The sequence below is a fragment of the Bifidobacterium sp. ESL0769 genome, from assembly GCF_029395495.1.
In the GTDB taxonomy this organism is placed as follows: domain Bacteria; phylum Actinomycetota; class Actinomycetes; order Actinomycetales; family Bifidobacteriaceae; genus Bifidobacterium.
This window is the reverse complement of sequence record NZ_CP113918.1, coordinates 2,240,587-2,263,323: the sequence shown is the minus strand read 5'-3', so window position 1 is coordinate 2,263,323 and position 22,737 is coordinate 2,240,587. Positions and strand designations below refer to the sequence as shown.

11 protein-coding genes are annotated in these 22,737 nt (G+C 53.1%); 7 read left to right on the top strand and 4 right to left on the bottom strand.

Annotated elements, in window-relative coordinates:
- Positions 1–164: 164 nt before the first annotated feature.
- Together OZX72_RS08795 and OZX72_RS08790 are read right to left on the bottom strand one after the other, a co-directional pair.
- Positions 165–1,229, bottom strand: coding sequence for a LacI family DNA-binding transcriptional regulator (locus OZX72_RS08795; RefSeq protein ID WP_277158314.1), 1,065 nt, complete (start codon positions 1,227–1,229; stop codon positions 165–167).
- A gap of 152 nt (positions 1,230–1,381) precedes the next feature.
- Positions 1,382–3,499, bottom strand: coding sequence for a sugar-binding domain-containing protein (locus OZX72_RS08790; protein WP_277158313.1), 2,118 nt, complete (start codon positions 3,497–3,499; stop codon positions 1,382–1,384).
- Between the two features lie 389 nt (positions 3,500–3,888).
- Between OZX72_RS08790 and OZX72_RS08785 the strand changes: the two genes are divergently transcribed.
- From OZX72_RS08785 to OZX72_RS08765, 5 genes are all read left to right on the top strand, one after another.
- On the top strand, positions 3,889–4,746 hold the full coding sequence (locus tag OZX72_RS08785) for a sugar ABC transporter permease (protein ID WP_277158312.1): 858 nt from the start codon (positions 3,889–3,891) through the stop codon (positions 4,744–4,746).
- A 1-nt stretch (position 4,747) separates the two neighbouring features.
- A complete protein-coding gene (locus OZX72_RS08780) occupies positions 4,748–5,590 on the top strand; it encodes a carbohydrate ABC transporter permease (RefSeq protein ID WP_277158311.1) in 843 nt (280 codons plus the stop codon).
- A gap of 111 nt (positions 5,591–5,701) precedes the next feature.
- Entirely contained in the window at positions 5,702–6,946 is a 1,245-nt protein-coding gene (locus tag OZX72_RS08775; RefSeq protein WP_277158310.1) for an extracellular solute-binding protein, read from the top strand.
- A 152-nt stretch (positions 6,947–7,098) separates the two neighbouring features.
- Positions 7,099–9,147 carry an alpha-xylosidase gene (yicI, locus tag OZX72_RS08770; protein ID WP_277158309.1) on the top strand — a complete coding sequence of 683 codons (2,049 nt, stop codon included), beginning with the start codon at positions 7,099–7,101 and terminating at the stop codon, positions 9,145–9,147.
- A gap of 642 nt (positions 9,148–9,789) precedes the next feature.
- Positions 9,790–11,112 carry an AAA family ATPase gene (locus OZX72_RS08765; RefSeq protein WP_277158308.1) on the top strand — a complete coding sequence of 441 codons (1,323 nt, stop codon included), beginning with the start codon at positions 9,790–9,792 and terminating at the stop codon, positions 11,110–11,112.
- A 153-nt stretch (positions 11,113–11,265) separates the two neighbouring features.
- Here the strand turns inward: OZX72_RS08765 and OZX72_RS08760 are convergent, their stop codons facing one another.
- Both OZX72_RS08760 and OZX72_RS08755 read right to left on the bottom strand, forming a co-directional pair.
- On the bottom strand, positions 11,266–15,135 hold the full coding sequence (locus tag OZX72_RS08760; protein ID WP_277158307.1) for an Ig-like domain-containing protein: 3,870 nt from the start codon (positions 15,133–15,135) through the stop codon (positions 11,266–11,268).
- A gap of 146 nt (positions 15,136–15,281) precedes the next feature.
- Positions 15,282–19,421 (bottom strand): bacterial Ig-like domain-containing protein, encoded by a 4,140-nt coding sequence (locus OZX72_RS08755; protein ID WP_277158306.1) that lies wholly within the window; start codon positions 19,419–19,421, stop codon positions 15,282–15,284.
- A gap of 415 nt (positions 19,422–19,836) precedes the next feature.
- On the opposite strand from OZX72_RS08755, the gene OZX72_RS08750 reads away from it, so the two are divergent.
- Both OZX72_RS08750 and gndA read left to right on the top strand, forming a co-directional pair.
- A complete protein-coding gene (locus OZX72_RS08750; protein WP_277158305.1) occupies positions 19,837–20,709 on the top strand; it encodes a tyrosine-protein phosphatase in 873 nt (290 codons plus the stop codon).
- A 273-nt stretch (positions 20,710–20,982) separates the two neighbouring features.
- Positions 20,983–22,443 (top strand): NADP-dependent phosphogluconate dehydrogenase, encoded by a 1,461-nt coding sequence (gene gndA, locus OZX72_RS08745; RefSeq protein WP_277158304.1) that lies wholly within the window; start codon positions 20,983–20,985, stop codon positions 22,441–22,443.
- Positions 22,444–22,737: the final 294 nt, after the last annotated feature.

The window sequence follows — 22,737 nt, the reverse complement described above, 5'->3', positions numbered from 1 at the left end:
TTCGTTGAAGGTCTTCCCATTGCAATGTTGTTATACATTATCGTTTTCAGATTTTATAAAACCGTAACATTCAATTTTTTTTCATGTCCTCGTTATCCAATAATAGACTCTTGCGCGAGATGGCCTGTGTATCGCATATAGCAGATATAGGCGCATCCAATGATTTAGCGCGTTCTAGGTGTCGCGGTTGTGTCGCGTAGCATTAATTGGATTGGGAAAGTGATGTATGAATTGTCGATTTCGCCGGGCTGGTCGCCTTTAGGCGTATCTTTTCCTGGTTGGGTAGAGCGTTTCTCTTGATTCATCGCATCGAGAGTCTTGCGTGCCGCGGTTGCCCCTAGGAGATATGGGTCTTGATGCAACGTCGTCAATCCGGTTTGCTTTGAAAGATTCACGTCGTCGAATCCAATTATCGAAAGATCTCGTGGTATTTCTCTGCCGAATCGCCGAATCCGATACAGTACTGGTAAAGCTACTTCGTCTTTGACAAAGCAGACAGCGGTGGGAGCGGGGTCGGCTGTAAGGATTCCGTTGATTGCGGCGTCAATAAGATTTTCGTCATGATTGAACAGCATGACTTGCGGTATTACGTCAGGGTGGTCCTTGCAGGCCTCTTGAAAACCTTGTAAACGCGAATCGGTGCTGTAATGCATGTGGCTGCCGTTTGCCGTTTCGCCAACATATCCGATAACCTTGTGGCCAAGGGCTGCCAGATGATTGACGGCGATATGCATCGCTTTGCGATCGTCGATGCTTACCGTGGCATCAAATCCTTTATTCGAAGGCACGCTGATTCCGATGACCGGAACGTGCATGCTTCCCAAACGCGAGACCTCAGAGGGGTCGATATCGAATGAATTGACCACAACGGCGTCGACATTGCGCCTGACGGGAAGGTTTTCGAAAAATGCCTGCCGTTCTTTGATGTTGGCGAGTATGAAGACGGAAATGTCGTAGCCGGCAGGGTGCAGAACCGAATCCAGGCCAGCGAAAATATGGGAATTGAACCATGTGGGTATGCCGTCATTGGTCAGTAAGGCGACCCGGAATGATTGTCCGCTTTTTAAAGACGCAGCCGAACGGGAAACGCTGAAGTCGAGATTTTCGGCAATTTCCATGACCTTTTTGCGGGTTTTCGCCGAAACGAGATCAGGCCGGGTAAATGTTCGCGAAACCGTGGAAATAGAGACACCCGCCTTGTCGGCTACGGTTTGTATATCTGCTTCCATATTCGCCTCCGTGCGTACTGGCACTTAATTACAACCGTCTATCGTATTAGCGCTGCAATTCATCGGTTGTTCAAGCCAATTTTAGCGTTGCCTTTGATTAAAACGACCATTTGCGCGCAAATACATCCTTATGTGCAGCGTCGTGTCCCGCATCATATCGAATATAGCCTGATCCCATATTCGTGGCTGATTCGGTTCGGATGACCTTTCGGATGCTGAGGATGATTGAATATATCTGCATACGTATTCTCGGCGATAACGGTTCCGGAGGAATCCTGCAAACTCAGTTCTGCGTCCCAGCGATGGCCGTTATCGGTGATATCCAAAGTTGATACGTCGGTTACGTCACCGTTGCCCAAAGTTATGGTTGTGCGGTTCTCGATTTTCTTTCCGGCATCTTGGTCGAAAATCTTCCACGAGACTTCGACGTTGGCCAGAATGTGATTGGAATCGTTGACCGCCTTGATGCTTTTAATACAATGAGCTGTCTGCTCGAAAAATACGCCAATCGGTTGGTTTATGGCTTTGAGCTCGTTATATGCCGGTTTCAGCGTTCCTTTCCAGTCAAGCAGCCCGTAGAAGCTTTGAGGGCACAAATCGATGAACATAAATTGTACATAGCCCCAATTCGGTCTGTTTTTCTGGCAACGATAATGTTCGATGTAATACTTGGTGAGTCTGGATTGATAATACTGCAGAGATGGAGTCAGTTTGGTCAATTCCTGAGTTATCCTGCTGGGCAGACCAACGGATTCCAAGTTGCCCGCCGCCCCAGGAGCGTCAAAGCCGAATTCGGTGTTCAATTTTTCGTAAGTGCCGTCGATGTCGGTGTATGGCCTGTCAGGGGCTTCGAGCGATCCGCAGTAGTTATGGCTGTCGCCGCTATAAACATCGTCTGAACAGAAGGAACCTTTGATTGCCGGTCTTGTCCTGTCGAATTCGGTAATGGCCTTGTAGATTTGTGGGCCGGGACTTGTCGTCATGGCATAGCTCTGTGTGCCCTGAACCATGTCGTCGCAGCCTGGCTCATTGAGACAGATCCAGCAGATAATCGAGGGGTGTCGGTCGAGCATGGCGACGGTATCGCGGAAAATTGCGATGAACCGACGTTCCCAGTCTTCGGATTTCGGTTGCGTCCAGTTGTATTCCGAATCTTGGATAATGGCGATTCCCGCGCGGTCGCACAAATCATAGAATTCCGGGTTCTCTACATGGACATGAACACGGATAAGGTTGAACCCCGCATCTTTTATCGCTTTGATGTCGCGTTCGTACCGTGTTTTGTTCATGGCGGACAGATAGACGTCGGGAAAATAAGAGGTGCCGCGTACATAGAACGGCAGTCCGTTGATGCGGAATTGCGTTTGATCATGGGTGCGAACGAGCTCTACCGTTCTGAAGCCTATCTTTCGGCATAGGTTTTCATTGCCGTCTATTGACAGACGAAGCGTATAGAGATTCGGTTCGCCTTGATCCCATGGCCACCATGGCAGCACGTCGTCCAATGTCATGGAAATTTCGAAGTTTCCTTTGACGTGATATTGCTCTTTTCTTACTGAAGAGCCATCCGGTGCCGTAATGGATAGGGTCAAGGGGGCTTCTGGGCCTATTAACTGTCCCCTTAACGTTACTTTTCCTGTACTTCCATCCAGCGTCGTCGAGATTCTGGCTCCGCTCGTAAGGAATGATTTCTCTTGCTCTATGAGGCAGACGTTTCCGTATATCCCTACCGGATTCACGTCCCGGGCTATCAACCCATCCGAGTGTTCGTAAGTGCCTTTGATGAGTTGCCGCTCAACGAGGTGCGTACGCTCTTGCGACGCGTTGTCTCTGACGCTCGGGTCCCAAGGAGACCAGACTTTTACGATGAGCGTGTTGTCTCCTTGATGCACAAAAGGTGTCACGTCACATTCAAAAGGCAGGGAATACCCTTCATGGCAGGCCACTAGTTTCCCGTTGAACCAGACTTTTGCGTAGTAGTCAACATTGGTGAAACGAAGCGTATAGTGCTTATTGTCTGTTACTTCGTTGAGTTTGACAATGTTCCGGTACCACCAGGGCGCTTCATTGAAATAGCGTAATTCCCTGCCCCAGTAAGGATGCTGTGCAAACAGCAGCTGAAGATGCCTGAGGGCTTCGATTGGTTCCCATTGCGAGATTTGAGGGCCGATATCCGTGAGGTCGGGATCGTTGTACAACTTCAGATATTCCCCTTCATCGTGGACGTCCTGAAGAACCGACCAGCCGGCATCGATGTCAATTTGTTTCATTTGCGTAACCCCATTGCTTTATTGCCCCCTATATTCGCAGGTTCGGTACGATGCATTCGTCGTATATGGTCCGATAAACATCGTGCCTCGGGGAAAATTATAAAAGATTGAGTTGATTATTGCAAACGGTTGCTATAGTATAGTTACGTTATTTTCGAAGCTTTGGAATAACAATGTTTTATTGCTTTCTTTATAACATTGGAGTTGAGGAGGATTAAACATGAGTGGATTATTTCCGTGATAAAATGTAAGCGTTTGCAATAGGATATTCCTCAATCTGACACGTTCATGATTTGTTGCCGGAATGTGGAGTGTGTCCATTTTGTCTCTCGGAAAATTTGATTGTGTGGCTGGTTTGAAACAGCCACGATCCATGAAGGAGTGGAGATATGAGACGTCGTACTGGTTATGCCTTGATGGTCGTGCCAGGTGTAATATTTCTTTTTGTTTTTATGACCGTCCCGGCATTGATGGGTATGTTCTACAGTCTGACCGACTATAGGGGATATGGGGGATGGAATTTCATAGGGTTCAAGAATTACGCCCAGCTGTTTACCGATCCATCGGTAATTCACAGTTATATATTCACTATTGGTTTCGCATTGTTGGCCTCGATTCTGACCAACGTCATCAGTCTGTTGCTTGCGGTTTGCCTGACGCAGAATATTCGTTTCCGCAGTTTCCTGCGAGGTGTGTTCTTCCTGCCAGCGGTGCTCGCCACCATCGTCATCGGCTATGTCTTCAACTTTATCTTTTCGCAGGTCGTCACTTCAGTTGGTAAAGGCTTGCATAACGATTTTCTTTCCAAGAGCATCCTGGGCAACAGCCAGTGGGCGTGGGTCGCTATCGTGATTGTTGCTGTCTGGCAGGCCTGCGCGGTGACGACGGTCATTTATATGACGGGCATCGAGTCCATTTCAACCGATATCTATGAAGCGGCGAAAGTGGATGGCGCGAATACGGTACAGACATTCTGGAAGATCACGCTGCCATTGGTGACCCCGTTCGTCATGGTCAATATGATTCTTCAGCTGAAAACCCAGCTTCAGGTCTTTGATTTGATTGTGGCTCTTACCAATGGCGGGCCCGGAACCGCGACGCAATCGATTTCGTTCCTTATTTATCGTAACGGTTTCCAGGGCGGTCAATTCGCCTATCAGTCGGCCAACGCAGTCGTTTATTTCCTGCTGATTTTGGCGATTTCGTTGATTCAAATGGGTGTGTTTGGCTCCAAGGAGGAGAAGTAATATGGATAGCTCAAGCAAACTTATCAGGAAGCGCAGCAACTGGCTGTTGACCATATTCCTTATATTCTGCTCTCTGACTGTGCTGATACCGATGTATCTGACGTTGTCCACCGCCTTGAAGGATCGTCAGCAGAGTGCAAAAAGCCTGTGGGCGTTGCCGACGCAATGGCGATGGAGCAATTTCTCGGAAGCTATCGTCGAGACCAATTTCTGGAGGGCTCTGGGCAACAGCCTGATCCTGACGGTTGTTTCGGTGGTCATCGGCGTGCTGACCAATGCCATGATCGGATATGCCATAGCCCGCAACATGAACCGTAAAGGCTTCAAGATCGCCTATTTCTATATCGTTTCGGCGATGTTCATCCCATTTTCGATTCTGATGTTGCCGCTTGTCAAAGAGATGAGCATGCTTGGCTTGGACAATCTTTACGGGTTGATACCAATTTACGTCATCTACAACCTGCCGTTCAACACTATGTTCTATGTGGGTTATATGGACACGATTCCCAGAAGCCTTGACGAAGCCGCGATGCTTGATGGCGCCAATACCTGGCAAACGTTCTGGAAGGTCATTTTCCCGTTGCTGGGGCCGGCTAACGCAACCGTTGGCATTTTGCAAACATTGTGGGTATGGAATGATTTCATGCTGCCTTTGGTAATGATATCGAAGCAGGATCAGTACACTATTCCTCTCACCCAGTACATGTTCCAAAGTGCTTTTAATACCAACTATAATCTGTCGTTCGCTTCGTACACGCTCGCGATGATCCCAATGCTTATCGTCTACCTGTTCGCGCAAAAACAGATTATCAATGGTGTTGCCGCAGGGTCTGTAAAAGAGTGATTGTTTGATTTGATTTTGCAAACGATTGCATTATAATAATTGATGAACGGCAGCGAAGAAGCGATTGAGCCATTCGCCGCCGTTGGAAACAAACTCCAAAGGAGAAGTGAAATGCTAAGGAAAAAGGCGATTAAGTGCGTTGCGCTCGTGGCTTCCATTGCCATGGCAATTCCTATGATGGCTGGCTGCGGTGGCAATTCCGCAGATGGGAAGGAACACATCCAGTTCTTCCAGAAGAAGCCTGAATCGGTGAAAATCACCAACAAGCTGATTAAGGAATTCGAAGCCCAGAATCCGAATATCACTGTTGAACAGCAAACGGCTTCCAACCCCATCACCGTGTTGAAGTCCCGTATGGCTAAGAACGACGTTCCTGATGTAATCACTGCTGATGGCACCTATTACAACGATCTGGTCAAGGCAAACATTCTCACCGAACAGACGGGAACCACGGCCTACAAGTCCGTGGCCAACAAGTCCTATTACGATTACCTGCATAAGATCGGCCAGACCAAGAAGAACTATGTTGTGCCGTGGTCCATCATCGGTGAAGGTGTGCTATACAACAAGGATATCTTCTCCAAGCTTGGTCTGACGGCTCCCACTACGTGGGATGAGTTCGTTCAGACAGCCCAAAAGATCAAGGATGCGGGTCAGCAGCCCTTCATCTTCACTTGGAAGGATGCCGATCCCGCCAATAAGATGGCTATGGCGGTGGCTGCTCCGGAACAGGGTAAGGATTTCTGGGACAATCTGCAAAAGGGCAAGGCAAGCTTCGCCAAGAATCCCGGTTGGAAGCTTTCTGCTGATCGTATGCTCAAATTGAAGACCTTCGCTCAGGAAGATCCCGCAGGAACGGATTATGATACTGGTAACTCGCAGTTCGCCAATGGCAAGTCCGCTATGTATATTCAGGGAATCTGGGCCATTCCGGCAATTCTTGAGGCCAATCCCAACATTCATCTTGGATTCTTCGTGCTGCCTACCCGTGATCAGCCCAACACGACTCCTTTGATTTCTGGTACCGATGCATTGATTGGTGTTTCTTCGGCTTCCAAGCACCAGAAGGCGGCTCAGAAGTTCCTTACATTCCTGCTGTCCAAGAAGATTCAGAAGGAATATACGGATGACCAGAACCTGCTTTCCGTCCGCTCTGATGTTCCTGCGAATACCGACGTGCTGAAGGCGATGAAGGCCGACTACATTGATAAGGGCAAGACCTGCATCTTCCCAGATGTCATGTTTACCGGTGCGAGCGATATGCAGGGGTTGAGCCAGGAGTTCCTTGAGAAGGGTGATGTCAACACCTATCTCAATGCGCTCGACGCCGATTTCCAGAAGAACGGTATCAAGTAGTCATAGCGTCTTCCGATTTTGAAATGCTTGGGCTCTTCTTGCATCTGCACGAAGAGCCTGGGCTTTCGTTTGTTGCGTGAATTTGCGGGCTATCGGAATTCGTATGGCGATATTTACTATAAAAAATTACGATTTTTGTAAAGGTAAAATTCATGAAGTTTTTAAACGGTGCCTGGCTGGTCAAAAAAGGTTACGACGTAAGATATGCCGCGAATGTGTATACGGCGGACATTGCCGAAGACAAGCTGACGCTTTATTGCCCGCTTGGAAGACATATCCATACGTTGGGGGACACGTATAATATCGGACTTTTGACCATTGAGGTCACCAGCCCTCGTCCGAACATCATCACGACGAGACTCATCAACTACAAAAAAGACCGGAGCAAGTGCCCCAAGTACGAGCTGAATGAGACTCATCCGCAGGTGAAGATCGAAGAAAACGAGAAGGAATGGACCTTTACATCTGACAGGCTGACATTGCATATCGCCAAGGGTGAGCTGATTGATTTTCTCTACACGTTCGACGGCAAGCAGATTGCACGTTCGGGTTGGCGCGGCAAATCCGTGGTGATGGACCCTCAGGGTCAGACCAATATCGTCGAACAACTCGAGTTAGGTATCAATGAGAAGATTTATGGTCTGGGCGAGAGGTTTACCAATTTTGTGAAAAACGGCCAAACCGTGGAGAGCTGGAACCTTGATGGAGGCGCCGAAAGCGAGCAGGCGTATAAAAACGTGCCGTTTTACCTGAGCAGCAAAAAATACGGCTTGTTCGTTAATACTCCTGGAAGGGTGAGCTTTGAAATCGGCTCGGAAAAGGTTTCCCGAGTTCAGTTCTCCGTTCCTGAGCAGGAGATGACGTATTCGGTTATCGGCGGTACGGATCTCAAAGACATCATCAACAACTACACGGATTTGACCGGCAAGCCGCCTGTTGTTCCTGAGTGGAGTTTCGGGCTGTGGCTTTCGACTTCGATGAGCCCGTATTTTGATCAGAACACCATCGTCAAGATGGTCGACGATATGGCGAAACACGATATTCCATTAAGCGTTGTGCATATCGACAGCCATTGGATGAAGGAAATGGAATGGTGCAGTTTCGAGTGGGATGAAACGAAATTCCCCGACCCTGAAAAAATGCTGTCCGAACTTCATAAACGTGGCGTCAAGGCTTGTCTGTGGCTGAACCCCTATATAGCTCAGAAATCGTCGATATTCGATGAGGGTGCGCAGAACGGTTATTTCATCAAGGATGCCGACGGCTCCCCTTGGCAGTGGGATATGTGGCAGCCAGGAATGGCAATAGTCGATTTCACCAATCCAGATGCCAAAAAATGGTACCAATCCAAGTTGCGGCATTTGCTGGAACAGGGCATCGATTGCTTCAAGACCGATTTCGGCGAACGGATTCCCACCGAAAACGTCAGTTATTATAACGGAGCCGACCCCAAGCTGATGCATAACTACTACACGTTGCTTTACAACCAAGCCGTCTACGAGGTTACCGCAGAGGTCAAAGGCGAGGAGAATGCAGTCGTCTTTGCGCGTTCGGCAACCGTGGGGAGTCAGAAATACCCTGTTCATTGGGGAGGCGACCCGAATCCGACGTATTTGGCTATGGCCGATTCGTTGCGAGGTGGCCTGTCGCTGGGAATGGGTGGTTTCGGCTATTGGAGCCATGATATCGCTGGTTTCGAGGAAAGTCCCGTTCCTCCGACGCCTGATCTTTATATGCGTTGGACGCAGTTCGGTCTGCTTTCTTCACATTCCCGTTACCACGGGGCCGGTGATCTCAAGGTTCCGTGGCGATACGGTTCCGAAGCGGTTGAAGTCACGCGTGAGTTCAGCAAGCTCAAAGATAATTTGCGTCCTTATTTGATGAAGATGAGCCAAGAAGCGCATAAGTTCGGCACACCGGTCATGCGTGCGATGGTTCTGGAATTCCCGAATGATCCGAACTGTGAGGATATCGACACCCAATACATGCTGGGTGATGATTTGCTGGTGGCTCCTGTCTTTTCGGAGGATGGCGTGGTTCGCTTCTACGTTCCTGACGTAGAAGGGGAGATGCAAGGAAAGTCTTGGGTCAACCTTCTTACTAAAGAATCGTATGAGCCGAACCATTGGTATACGCAACAATATGATTACCATACGTTGCCTTTACTGGTGCGTCCTGGTTCTGATCCTTTGAACGTCTGACTGATAATGTGGGTTATCTGAACGGTTGGTTCAGGTGGCGCGTAATTGAATAAGGGCTAAATACGAGTGGCTTTATCGTTTTAGCCCTTATTCTATTTGTTGATTATATTGCTGAATTGGTCGTCACGCGTAGGCCGATTACTCAAACGAATAACGCAGTTCCAATCGTTGCGAATCCGATCCATGGTACCGTTTGCGTAGGTCAGAGTAATGAAATTTTGCGCGTCGACGCCGGTGGAACAGGATTGCATAGAAATCTGGATTTTCGCGATTGGTTGTGAAATAAGTTGCGGGCTCCGTTGTTGCGATATTTGCTGCTCGCCTTCTCCTCGCGGGTTGTCGCCCAAGAACGGTATCGACGAATGGCGAAATGTAAATGCTGATATCAGGCATCATTGCCGCTTTTGTCTGGTTATGTGATATCTACTATGGGTAACAGCGGAGATGTCATGAGACTACTGCCAGTCTCGTTCTGTAAAATTGCGAAAGAAGGTGAATTGGTAAAACGTCGCAAAATGCTGTTTACAAGAGTTGAAAACGTCGCAAAATAATGCTTGAAATATGCGAAAAACGTCGCAGAATTATGTTAAATTGATACGTAAAACGTCGCAGAATGGTGGTGAAACGTTGATACTACAACGATTGGCTGAAAAACGTTTAGAGGCGTGGCATAATAACCCACAACATCGCGCTTTGCTAATTGACGGTGCGCGACAGGTCGGCAAGACCTACCTCGTCCGCCAATTCGCCAAATCTCATTATGACGTTTTCTTGGAAATCAATTTCATCGAGACTCCGAGCGCCAAAGCCGTTTTTGAGGGAGACCTTAATGCTGATATCCTTATCGCCAATCTTTCCGTTTACTCTAACAAGCCTTTTGTCCCAGGCAAGACACTGATTTTCCTCGACGAAATTCAGGAATGCCCACGCGCACGAACCGCTATTAAATTCCTTGTCGACGATGGGCGTTTCGATTACATCGAGTCGGGCTCGCTCTTGGGTGTTTCTTATAAGGAGGTTCCTTCGTATCCTGTTGGTTACGAGGAGCATCTGACGATGTACCCGCTAACGTTGCAGGAATTCTATTGGGCGAATGGTATCCAGCAATCGGTCATAGACGAGGCCAGTGACGCATTTGAAGAATCGAGGCCGGTAATAAACGTTTTCCATCAGCGTTTGATGTCTCTATTTTCATACTATATGGTCGTTGGCGGCATGCCTGCAGCAGTTTCCGCGTTTGTGGAGACGAACGATTTGAATACAGTAGGCAATGTGCAACGCGATATCTTGTCGCTGTATCGTCAAGATATCGCTAAATATGCTGATACCAGCGTCGGTCGTATGCATATCAAGTCGATTTTCGATGCTGTGCCTTCGCAACTTAATAAGAAGAACAAGCGTTTTGTCTTGGCTGATTTGTCGAAAACGGCCCGTATGGAGCGTTATGCCAGCGATTTCATGTGGTTGGCCGATGCTGGTGTCGTCCTTCCGTGCCGGAACGTCTCAGAACCCGTTTATCCGCTGAAACTCAACGAAAAACATAGTCTGATGAAGGTTTTTCTATGCGATGTCGGCCTGCTGGGCGCGGCCAGTGCAGGGTCGACGGCATTGGAAATCATGCAGGGGAATGTAGGTGTCAACTGGGGCAGTTCGCTTGAGAATTTCGTAGCTCAGGAATTGACGGCGAATGGTTTTGAACTCTTCTATTTTGATAAGGCGAAGATCGGTGAAGTTGATTTTCTTATGCAACGTGGCGGCAATATCGTACCGATAGAAGCGAAATCAGGAAAGGATTTTACCGTTCATGCCGCTCTTGATAAATTGCTGGCCGTTAAGGAATGGAAGCTTGGTTCTGGTTTTGTGCTTTGTAATAGCAATGTAGAACATGAAAAAAAGAACGATGCCGTCATTGATTTGCCGTGGTACATGACGATGTTCATGAAGCCTCAAGGGCTCTCGAAATAAAACGGTACGTGACACCTGTCCGTTTAATGAATATAGGAAATTTACGAGGCTTGATGGGAAGCACCCATTATATACACGGGTGGCATCGATAAGAATGAATATCGATGCCACCCGCGTATTGATTAGCTAGCACTAGCAGAGCCTGAACAATTGTTAGTCCCGCCTCCTTTGCCGTACAATGCGGGCTGCAGCGATAGATAAGGCAAGAGAACATGCGGCGGCGGCGATTATCGCAATTGCAAAAACATCATCGCCTGTCTCAGTCAGCTGCGTGCCGTTTCGGGCGGCGCTGCCGGCGTTATGCCTACCTGCGTGTGCCGAAGGATTCGGCTTGGTCAAGGACGGAGCTTGCTGGATGACATTGCCGCCGTTGCCGCCGATACCGTTGCCATTGCCTATACCGTTGCCATTGCTTGGGTTGTTGCCGGGGTTCGAGGGTGTGCCCGGATCGCTGGGATTCGTGCCAGGCGCGGACCTGGTGGCCGCAATCCAACTGAGTACCGGCCCTGTTCCAGTGTCGGAGGCGAGCGTGAACGTAACCAGCTGATCTTCGTCGCCGGTGATGTCGATATCGCCGCTGGCAATCGTCTGCGCGTTGTTGACGGTTACCGTCGCGAAGGGTTGCGGATCCGATTGGGCGCCTATAGCGATACCGGAGCGCGGCGAGACAGCGGAAGGAACCGATTTGCCGTCCTGCGAGACGTTGGCCGTCTGGTAGGTGATGGTCGTCGGCCTGTTTTGCCACCACCAGTCGTGCATGCCGATGGAGACCGTGTGCTTGCCGGGGGAGAGGGTGAGCGCGTAGGAAAGTGTGTCTTTCGTGCCGTTCGCTCCCGCGTAGATTCCATAGTCGAAGGGGTCCGACGATGTCGAGGCTCGTGTTCCGTAATTGCTGGAGGTGTTGCCCCAGGTCGTGCCGGCACTCGCGTTGAAGTTCTGGTCGGGACGTGCGTTGAGCAGCGTCTTCTTCGCTGCTGTCATGGCCGCGACTGTGGATCGGTAGCTTTCCGAGGGATTGCTTGAGGTCTGGTCGCCGCCGGCGACGTCGATAAAGTATCCCAGGTTTTCGGGGATTTTCTCGACGGTTGCCGTTGCGGGCAGTGATGTGCCGTCAACGACGCCTTGAAGGGTTTGCGGAGTGAAGATCGTCAGTTTCGAAGCGTCGAGATCTGGCCAGGTCACGGTTCTGGTCTCGGCGCTGCCGTCGGCCTTGTGCACGGTCACCTGTTTGGGCAGTGAGGGTGTTGTATTGCCGATGAAGGAAACGGTGCCGGTGATTGGGGTTACCGAGGTGATTTGCTCCGGACTTACCTTGTTCACGCTGATCCAGCTGAGCACAGGGTCGCCGCCGCCGGTCGACTTGGTCGAGAAGAGGACGGTGGCATCTTCAGCGAGGCTGAATTGCTGGGCGTCGGTGGCGTTTCCATTGCCGTTAGGAACAATCGAGGTCTGGGCCAACTGCTTGCCGTTTGCCGTATTCGAAACGGTGAACACGGTCTGGCGCTTGTTGCTCCACCATTCCTTGTACCCCGCCTGCACGGTATAGGTTCCGGAGGGCAGATCGGCCTTGTAATCGATGGTCTTTCCGGCTCTTGCCCAGTAGCCGGTTTCGTAGATGTCGTTGCTGCTGGTTGTGTATTTGGCAACGTCGGTGCTGGCACCGGTGTCTCCGTCATCGGCCCCGACCGAGCTGGAAATACCCCAACCGCCAGCCGAATAGGCTTGGTCGCTGTGTGTGGCGTTGGTGCCAAGAAGGTGGGCATGGCGTTTCAGCTCGGTATAGTAGGCCGATTCGTTGGTCGGATCGCTGCCGGCGTCCATGAAGAGCACGGTGCTTTTCGGATAGACGGAGACGGTGAAATCGATCGGGGTGTTGTTGAGAGCCGTGAGGTGGCCGGTGACGGTCACCGTGCCGGTGGGCTCGTCGGGGCCGAAATACGGGTCCCATGCCACTGGTGTTGTGGTTGTCTCGTTGCTGCCGCCGAGTTTTACCGCGAGTGTTTTCGGCAAGCTGCCCATCAACTCGCTCATCGAACCGGTGCTCTTCGGCAGTTCGGTCTGCACGTCGATGGCCTGATAGCGTCCGAGATCGCTGGTTTTCCAGTCTGCGGCCGGCAAGACCTGCAACTTGCCGTTGACCATGTGCATGGGGGTCATCACGTAGCGGGACTGGCTGATGTCGGCGCCTTGGTCCGGGTTGAACCAGCGGTCACCCCAATACAGGAAGATGCCTTTCGATTCGTCGTAGGGGATCACCGAGCTGGATTGCGTGTAGAACGAGTTCGTATGGTTCTGCTCGTACCCGTCGCCGTCGATGAACGGCGTTCCGGCTTCGTGATAGGGCCCGAGGATGTTGTCGCCGGCGCTCACGGTGTACTTGTTCTCATTGGGGGCCCAACCGGTGGTCTCCGAATAGATGATGTAGTATTTGCCGTTCCATTTGAACGGTGCCGGGGATTCCTTGCTGTTGGTGGCCGCGATGTTGTAGGTGTCTCCCGCGGCGACGTCGGTGCCCATACGTTGCTGCGAGACGGGCTTAACGAGTTTGGTGTAGGTCTTGTCGAGCAGCGAGATGGTCAAATCCCTGTTTTCGTTGCTTGAGTAGAAGAGGTAGGCGTCATCGACGCCGTCGCCGTTGCTGTCCTTGCCTTTGTCGATGTAGAGGTTCATATCGCGGGCCATGCCGGGATTTCCAGTATTGTTGCCGGGGCTCATACGGAAGGAGCCGAGATATTTGTATGGGCCTGCGGGGTCGGAACCCACCGAGATCGCAACGCCGGCTTTGGCCTTGGAATAAGTGGCCGTGTCTTCATTGCCGTATTTCGGACCATCGGCGTGGAACCAGATGACCCAGCGGTTGGTCGAAGGGTTGTAGGCCATTTTCGGCCGTTCGAACACTGCGCTTGTTTTCGTGGGGTCGGTGCCGGTGCCTTTGAGCGCTTTGAGATCCCACAGCAGTTTGTCGAGCGCCTGCTGGGGGCTGGAGATGTTGTAGTTGGAAGCGTCACCGGCAAACGTCGAGAAATCGGTGCCGTAGATGTTGGTGTAATCCGGATCGCTGGTGATGTTCGCGACATTGTAATAGCGCTGATAGGTGGTATCCGCGCCGCTCTTCTTATTGGCTAGATCGGCGTCGCCCAGATAGGTCTGGAAACCGAGGCCCTTGTCGACCCAGTTGTAGAGATCGTCCGAATAGTAGATGCGCACGCCGTGGGCCACCAGACGGTCGGTTTTATCCTCGCCGCACATCACGTAGACGTTTCCGTCGCCATTGGCGTCAATGGCTCTGTCGGACGGTGCCAGCAGTGAGGTTTTCACTTTTTGAATGCCGGTGCCGTGGGCTTGGATGAGCGAACCGTTATTGTCGAAGACGCGGGCGCCGTTGGTGCCGGTGATACCGGTGTAATGATAGATGAACCGTACGGCGTCGAAGGCCTTTTGCAGCTGGGCCGCTGCTTGGGTGATGTCGTTCTGGGATGCCGTTGCGTTGTCAATGACCTGCTGGGCGGCAGTTCGCGCGTCATTGAGTTTGCCGAGATCGGCTTGGTTGGGCGAGGCATGGTCGTATGGCGCCGTGCTGTTGTCGGCGTGGCCGCCCGAGGCCAGTGGCTGGAGCTTGGCTTGCGTGGTTGACGTCAGCAGCGATTGCAGGCCGCTTTTATCGGTTACTTCCTGTGTTGCCGGCTTTGGTGGTTTCGGTACTGTTGGTTCCGTTGACGCCGTTGGTGTGGCAGATTGTGTGCTTGTTGTTGCCGGTTTTGCGGATGATGGTTGGCCGATGATTGGTGCCTGGGACGTCGGAGTTGTCTCTTTGTTCGACAGGTTCGGTGCGGAATCCTTCGCGGCGGTGGATGATACAGGTGATAGTGCCGATGGCAGTGTCGCCGATGATGCTGCTGCCGATGATGTAGCGGATGGTGACGTCTCTGGCGGTTCCGCGGCGTAGGCGGAAGGCAACATCATGGGTCCGCATAACGTCGCCGCGGCGAGCACACCGACGACGATATTGGAATGAAGTTTCATGTCGATTCCTTGATATTAAATGGCCGGATTATGAAGGCTGATGGCCTATGATTCCGGCCTGTTGAATGTTCGATGGCTGTTGTAAATCAAAGCGAGAAAACGGCTGTGCCGATAGGCATTGACAGTATCGGCACAGCCGTTTTATGTCAGACGCGGCGACGGCGCAGGGCCAGCAGCAGGCCGGCGGCAGCGAGACTCGTCAGAGCAATGGCAACGGGTGCCACGATTGACGATCCTGTCTCGCTGAGCTGCGGCTTGTTGGCGGCGTTGCCGTTGGGTTTTTGTCCGGGTTGCCCAGGCTGTCCCGATTGCCCGGGTGTGCCGGCGTTGTTGTTTGCCATCACATGCACGGTGAACGTGGAGCTTACGCCGCGATAGGAGACGGTCACGGTTTTGTCGCCCGCGCTCGCCGATTCAAAGCCGCTGATGGAAAGCTCGGGGTCGTTCAGCGCGATTGGCGTGGTCTGCTCGCTTCTTTCGATTCCGGTGTAGACGGCGGTCACCGTCATTCCGGTGGTGTCAAAGGCGTCCCCGATGGCGTACTGGGTCTTTGTCGGTGGCGTCACTCGCAGGCCTGTCAGAAGTGCTGTCGGGATGAAGTTGACGACAGTGTTTTGGGTTGTTGTGCCGTCTGCAGACTGTGTGGTGATGGTTGCTTTCCCGCCGATTGCGGGGTCATCATCCAGTGTTCCTGTTGCGGAGCGCTGTGTGGAAGGCTGTTCCCACTTGACGGAAAGCTTCGCGGCGCCGTCTGCGGCGAAAGCCTGGAGTACTGGGTTGCTTTCGGCGCCATAGGGCAGCTTGACATCGTAAGAGGTCTTTGCCGGATTGAAGCCTTCGATCTGCTTGCCGTCGAGACGGAGGTCGCCCAATGTCGCGTCGTTTGAAGGGGAAGCGACCACTTGCTTTTCGAAGATCCGCACTTCGGAGACCTTCGCATAGTAATTGGCGTCATCGCGGTAGGTGAGATTCAGACGGATGCCGCTTGTAGCAGGCAGCGAGCTGATGTCAACTGTGGTGACGTCTCCGCGAAGGTTCTCGCCAGTCTGTGCGGTGATGCCCGAATCGGTCCAGTCCCCGCTGCCGTTCTTGTACTGCACGGTGAAGCTTTTCGGCGTCGCCTCGCCATACGAGACGAATTCCAAGGAGTTGAGTGCGTGGGCGTGGTCGAAGGTGTAGCTCAGCCATGGGTTGGTGTCGGTGGGGCTGCTGCTCCAGTTCGACCATGAGTTGTCATCGGTTTTGCCGTCACACGTGTATGCGACCGAATGTGAGTTTTCCGTTGACGAGGCCGCCGCACTGCTGCAGAAGGCCGCCGCGAGGTTCTCGCCGTTGGTGTTCTTGGGATTGGTGACGTAGATGGTCAGGGAAGCGGGAATCGTGCCGTGCGCTCCGTCGTCGAGTGTACCGGGCACCTGCTTTTTGCCGGCGCGGGCGAAATCGCTGTCATTGAGGTCTCCCCACTGCCATTGCGCAGCCGAGGCGAACTCGGGGGAGCTGCCGACATGGGCGTTGGCCGTTGCCGGTGCAGCCGCCTTTACCTGTGCAAGCGTGGAGCCTGTGGCCACGGTGATCGATGCCGGGTCAGAAACCGAGAACTTGCCTACGTACACCTTGGCTTGCGCGGCCATGGTGTTGCCGTAGATGTCAGTGGCGTGGCCGTTGACGGCGTAGGTTCCCGGAGTCTTGACCTGCTGCGCCAAGGATGAAGTGTTCCAAGTGGCGGTTGCGGGCTGGCCGGTTCCCCAAGTGTAATACGGTGTTACCGACGATGGCATCGTGGGCACCGTGCCGATCGGTGTCTGCACCTTGACCGGCTTGATGCCCGTGGCCACAACGTCGCGGATCGACCAGGCCTGGTTGGTACCACCGTTGGAGATATAGGTGCCGACTGCGGAGCCTGCTGCCGTCTTCTGGCCGCCGACTTCCAACGCCTGCTGCGCGGCGGTGTTCACCAAGCTATAGTGTTCGCCGTCCTCGGTGTTGAGCGTCCAAATCGCATGTTTGTCGGTTTTCGCGCTCGCGACATTGCCCGCCGCGAACTTGCCGTCCTGCATGAGAATCTTGGCGCCGTCGGCCGAGGAGATGACGTAGCGGTGCAGCGTCGGGCGTGCAGGATCTGCGGCCACCTCGTTGAAGGTGAAGATCTGCGACTTTGCTGATGTGGCGTCGTTGGCTGCGTCCTCGATGGTCAGCGAGCCGTCTTGCGCGGCCTGAAGGTTGCGGTTCGACCCCTGACCGATCAGCTGGTAGGACTGTCCGTTATTGAGTCCGACATTCTTGGCGACGCCGGTGACCCCATTGAGTTCGATTGAGGCGATGGACTTGGCGGGAATGGTTACCGTGGCCGTTTTGGCCTTCGCGTCGATGGACACGGCGTCGCTGTTTTGCTCGATGTTGCTGTACTGGTTCATATAGTCCAGCGTGGCGGCGTATTTGTCGTCTTTGGCCGCCGGGGCGGTGGTCAGGAACAGCTTGCCGGAAGCGTTTGCGGCGATGTCGCCGTACTTAGACAGGTCGATGACCAGTTTTTCGTCTTTCGAGCTGTTGTTGCGATGAATCACGGTTTGCGTCTTGCCGTCCGCCGAAGTTGCGGTCATATTGTTGGCCGTGGAATTGTTGGCGATGATTCGGTCGCCGCGATGGATGAACTTGGTGTAAGCGCGCACGGCGTTGTACTTGGAGTTGACCACCACCGAGCAGGGCTTGATGCCGTTGGTGCGGCCCTGGTTGTTGTCGACGTCGCGTTCGGAATAGAGCTTGCCGTCGGTGCCGGCCACATTGCAGTCGAAATCGATGAGCACGGTGCCCCAGTTCGTGTTCTCGCCCTTGGGATTGGCGGCGTTGCCGTTGATATCGGTGTCTGCCGTCGACATGTTGTAGAGGTCTTCCACTACCTGCCAGAAGGTGAAGTCATCGGATTGCAGGGCGTAGATGTCGCTGTTGATCTTGCCGGCCATGCCCAGCCCGTTGTCGAAGCCGTACGGATTGAATCCACCGTTTTGCCAAGAGCCGTCCACCTCGCTCATCGAGATCCGCTTGCTGTCGCTTTGCGCGATATCGCGTGCGACGCGTTGCCTGTTGGTGCCATAGGAATGGGTGTTGTATTGGCCGATGGCATCGCGCACATTCTGCGGATAGTTGTTGTACGAGTCCACGAATTGTCCGGAATCGGTGGCATCCGTGGCCGAAACCTTGACGTTGTTCTGACCGTCCGCCGCAAGTGCTTCGTGTAATGCGAGCAGAGCGGTCTGGGCTGTGCCATTGTCGACGTGCATACCCTCCTGCGGCTTCTTTACCGCGGTGCTATACGGGGTCTTGCTTTGGTCTTTGCCCGCGCCGCGATAGTAGCGTTCCCAATAGCGCTGGATGAGCTTGGCGTCCTCGCTGTTGCCGGTGGCGTGGGCGCTGGCCATATCGCTTGGTGTGCCCCAATATCCGGTTTCCGATTCGTTGAGCGGTTCGACCGTGTTTACCTTGACTTTGTTGCCGTTTTCGGCCTGTAATGTATTCAAATGCTGGACGACTTTAGCCAGATATTGCCCGAATTTCTGGGGATCCTTGAGGTTCTCGGCCGACGAATTCTGGCCGCCGGTGGCATAGCCGCTTTCCGTCATGAACCAGGGTGCGGAATTGGCGAAGGCCTCGACGTCGGTGATATCGCCGTTTTGCGCGCCGCGCTTGAGCCACCATTCCTGGGCCTGCACGTTCTTCGCGGCCTGTGAGTTTTGGCTGCGAGTGCCCCAGACGTATGAGTCATCGCTGTTCGCGCTGTAGGCCGTGTCCAGAGCGTTCTTGTCCGCCTGCTTGGTGCTGGTGCCGCCGTAGAGGTTGAGAGATCCGTCCGGGTCCTCCGCCCAATAGCCGGGCACCGCCGCACCTTGGCGCATGAAGGGATAGCCGTAAGCGACGTCCGAGGCGTTGCCGCCGCCGACGTTGTACCGGGCCATATTGAGGTCAAGCCCGTCACGGCCGAAAATGCTCTGATAGAACTGTTCGCGCAGGTCCTTGCCGTATTGCAAGGCCTTTGCGTCGGCTTGGGCGTTGCCGCTGGAATGTTTGATGGAGCCGGGCTCGCCGTAACTGCCTGTTGCGTTGGCCAACCAGGCCAACGAGGTGCCCCAGCCCTCGAATGGTCCGTTGGCGAACCATGGATTTGGTGTCAGCGTGGTTACCGCGTTTGCGTCCCTTGCTATTCCGCTGGTGGATGCCATCGCGGTCGTCGGCAGAATGCTGCCCACAATCAGCGCCAAGCTTGCCGCAGCAGCGGCTACTTTGCCTTGCATAAGCTTTCTTCTTTCTCGTAGTCCTTCATTGGCCCCAATCACATAAATGTTTGCGAAAACATTTATGTATATTAACTATATCAGAAAATAATAATTAATAATATTTTATAAATATAAATTTCGGTGATATCGCTGATAATTTGTCTTTATCGTATGCGGATAAAACCTGTTAACGATAACTTTTTCATATGCCTTGCTGAGGATGATAAGGGTCTGCGTGAGTGCGGTGCCGCTTGTCGCCGCGAAGCGTTTTTGGCGTTGTCCGTTCGGCTCATATTGTGGTGGCTGACAGTGATTTTTAAGGATTATGGGTAGACTTATCTCATTATTGACTATATAAATAGTGGCTTTATGAATAATCCGAGCGTGAGAAAATCGCGCGATCAGGCGGCAACAGCCGTGAAAGAAGGTCTATATGGCAAGCTCGCAAACGCAAGTGGCATCCGGCAATGGTTCAGTCTCCAAGGACGCTGGCGCTGATATGCCAGGCGACGTTGCCAACGTTAGCGGCACCGATTATCTCGACTATCGCCCCGAAGGCGACGGAGCCGGCGTCGAAATCGACGGAGTTCCCAATTCTCGCGGGATCGGCGGCTACCCAACGCAGGATGGCCGCAAGTTGCGTGACGGGCTGTTCTTCCGCACCGCCGGCCTCAATTTCCTGGGCGAGCACGGCGTCGATGACCTGCGTCGCCTCGATATCAAAGAGGTAGTGGACTTGCGCGACCCGCTTGAAATCAAGCAATGGCCGTATACGCTCCCGGACGACATCCACGTCGATCGCGTTCCGCTGCTCAAAACCAGTATGAGCGTGTTGGGCGGCATGAAAAAAGTGGCCAAGGGCATCGATATGGCCGAAATGTACCACGATATCGTTTTCGGTTCGGCCGAGCAGATCGTACTCATTCTGCGAAAGCTGCTGAAAGACGACGGCCACCCGATGCTCATCCATTGCACCGCCGGCAAAGACCGCACCGGCATCACTTCGGGCATTCTGATGAGCCTGCTCGGGGTGAGCGACGACATGGTGGTTTCCTGCTACGCGCAGTCTGGCGCGAACCTCGGTGCCGCGTTCAAGAAAACCGTGATGAAAGGTCTTACGGACGACAAAAAGGGTGTCGGCCAGATTTCGGCCGCTCAGACCGCGATGCTTGCCTCGCCGCCGGAACTGATGCGCGGCGTGCTTGCCGGTATCAAGGATGAATACGGTTCGGTCGAACAATACTGCCTGCAGAATGGCATGAGCGAAGACGAAGTGGCCGGTTTGCGTGCATTGTTCTTGGAATAAATAATATCTATTTCGTAATAGATAATACATAATACATAATAGGTAATAGGCTATGCTAAGTTGCCGGAATTTGCAGACCGTAGATCCCGGCAATGTGGGACATTCCACGTTTTCTGAACGCAAGTAGGTGCAGTTAGATATAGACTTGGAATGCAGGTATTTGGGCTTCGGCGAAGTTCCGGAATACTTAAGAGCTTAGGCGGAATAAAGGGGTACCGGAAAGATAGGCCGGCACCGTTTTCGTCGAAGGAATGTCAAGTTGAAAGGCGAACAATGACGGAAGCTATTGCAAATATTGGAGTCGTCGGTCTGGCGGCTATGGGTTCCAACCTTGCGAGGAATCTTGCGCATCACGGCAATACTGTGGCACTTTACAATCGTCACTATGAGCGCACCGAAAAACTCATGAAGGAGCATGGCAGCGAAGGCAAGTTCGTTCCCGCCAAGACCATCGATGAGTTCGTGGCATCGCTCACCAAGCCGCGCACGGCCATCATCATGGTCAAGGCCGGTGCTCCCACCGACGCGATGATCGAAGCGCTCGCTGATGCCATGGATCCGGGCGACATCATCGTCGACGGCGGCAACTCCTACTTCAAGGACACCATCCGCCGTGAGAAGGAAATCCGCGCTCGTGGCCTGCACTTCGTCGGCTGCGGTGTTTCCGGTGGCGAAGAGGGCGCGCTGAACGGCCCGTCGATGATGCCCGGCGGCACCGATGAGTCCTGGAAGACCCTCGGCCCGATCCTCAAGTCCATCGCTGCGAAGGCGGAAGGCGAACCCTGCGTCACCCACATCGGCGAGAACGGCGCCGGACACTTCGTCAAGATGGTCCACAACGGCATCGAGTACGCCGATATGCAGCTCATCGCCGAAAGCTACGACCTCATGCGTCGCGGCATGGGAATGACCCCCGACGAGATCGGTGACGTGTTCGAGGCTTGGGACAAGACCGAGCTCAACTCTTATTTGATTGAGATTACCGCTGACTTGCTGCATCAGAAGGACAAGAAGACCGGCAAGCCGCTGGTTGACGTCATCGTCGATCAGGCCGGCATGAAGGGCACCGGCACCTGGACGGTTCAGACCGCTCTCGAGCTCGGCACCCCGGTCACCGCGATTGCGGAAGGCGTGTTCGCACGCGGCCTTTCCGATCAGACCGAGCTACGCGAAGGCGCTGCCAAGCAGAACATGGCCGGCCCTGACGGCACGATTTCGTTCGCGAACGACGACGAACGCAAGGCCTTCATCGAAGACATTCGCCAGGCACTCTACGCTTCCAAGATTGTCGCTTATGCACAGGGCTTCAACGAGATCAACGACGGTGCCAAGAAGTACGATTGGAAGATCGACCTGGCTGCGGTCGCACGCATCTGGCGCGGCGGCTGCATCATTCGTGCCCAGTTCCTGAACGTCGTCTCCGATGCGTTCGAATCCGGCGAGGCCAACGTTTCGCTGCTCTTCGCCCCGTACTTCAAGAGCGCCATTGAGAATGCGCAGAGCGCTTGGCGTCGCGTGGTGGCCAAGGCCGCGACCTGCGGTATCCCCGCGCCTGTCTTCTCGACCTCGCTTTCCTACTACGACGGCCTGCGTTCCAAGCGCCTGCCCGCCACCATCATCCAGGCTCAGCGCGATCTCTTCGGCGCCCACACTTACGGCCGCGTCGACGAGCCCGGTGCCTTCCACACCCTGTGGGCCGAGCCCGGTCGTCCGGAAGAAAAGATGTCCGACTGATTGGTTGATCGCCGGCGTTTGATTTTTGGGCGTTTGCTGTTGGCTGGTTATTTGGTTGACTGATTGGCTAATTGCGGCGCCTGATTTCGCGACACTTGCTGCTGGCTGACTACTTGGTTGGCTGGTTTGGCAGGTCGGTTTGATTGGTTAGTTTGACCAGTGACGTTTGTGCCTCCGTTCCTTTCGTGGAGCGGAGGCACAAGTTATATTCAGATTAAATTTATTTCACAACGCATTACAATTAGCGGGTGTGATGTAATTTTTCATCATTGATGCGTTATTTTTTCATCATCC

What these genes read in the sequence shown, in the direction of transcription:
- OZX72_RS08795 (WP_277158314.1), bottom strand. Translation starts at nt 1,229, where the DNA reads ATGGAAGCAGATATACAAACCGTAGCCGACAAGGCGGGTGTCTCTATT.
- OZX72_RS08790 (WP_277158313.1), bottom strand. Translation starts at nt 3,499, where the DNA reads ATGAAACAAATTGACATCGATGCCGGCTGGTCGGTTCTTCAGGACGTC.
- OZX72_RS08785 (WP_277158312.1), top strand. Translation starts at nt 3,889, where the DNA reads ATGAGACGTCGTACTGGTTATGCCTTGATGGTCGTGCCAGGTGTAATA.
- OZX72_RS08780 (WP_277158311.1), top strand. Translation starts at nt 4,748, where the DNA reads ATGGATAGCTCAAGCAAACTTATCAGGAAGCGCAGCAACTGGCTGTTG.
- OZX72_RS08775 (WP_277158310.1), top strand. Translation starts at nt 5,702, where the DNA reads ATGCTAAGGAAAAAGGCGATTAAGTGCGTTGCGCTCGTGGCTTCCATT.
- yicI (WP_277158309.1), top strand. Translation starts at nt 7,099, where the DNA reads ATGAAGTTTTTAAACGGTGCCTGGCTGGTCAAAAAAGGTTACGACGTA.
- OZX72_RS08760 (WP_277158307.1), bottom strand. Translation starts at nt 15,135, where the DNA reads ATGAAACTTCATTCCAATATCGTCGTCGGTGTGCTCGCCGCGGCGACG.
- OZX72_RS08755 (WP_277158306.1), bottom strand. Translation starts at nt 19,421, where the DNA reads ATGCAAGGCAAAGTAGCCGCTGCTGCGGCAAGCTTGGCGCTGATTGTG.
- OZX72_RS08750 (WP_277158305.1), top strand. Translation starts at nt 19,837, where the DNA reads ATGGCAAGCTCGCAAACGCAAGTGGCATCCGGCAATGGTTCAGTCTCC.
- gndA (WP_277158304.1), top strand. Translation starts at nt 20,983, where the DNA reads ATGACGGAAGCTATTGCAAATATTGGAGTCGTCGGTCTGGCGGCTATG.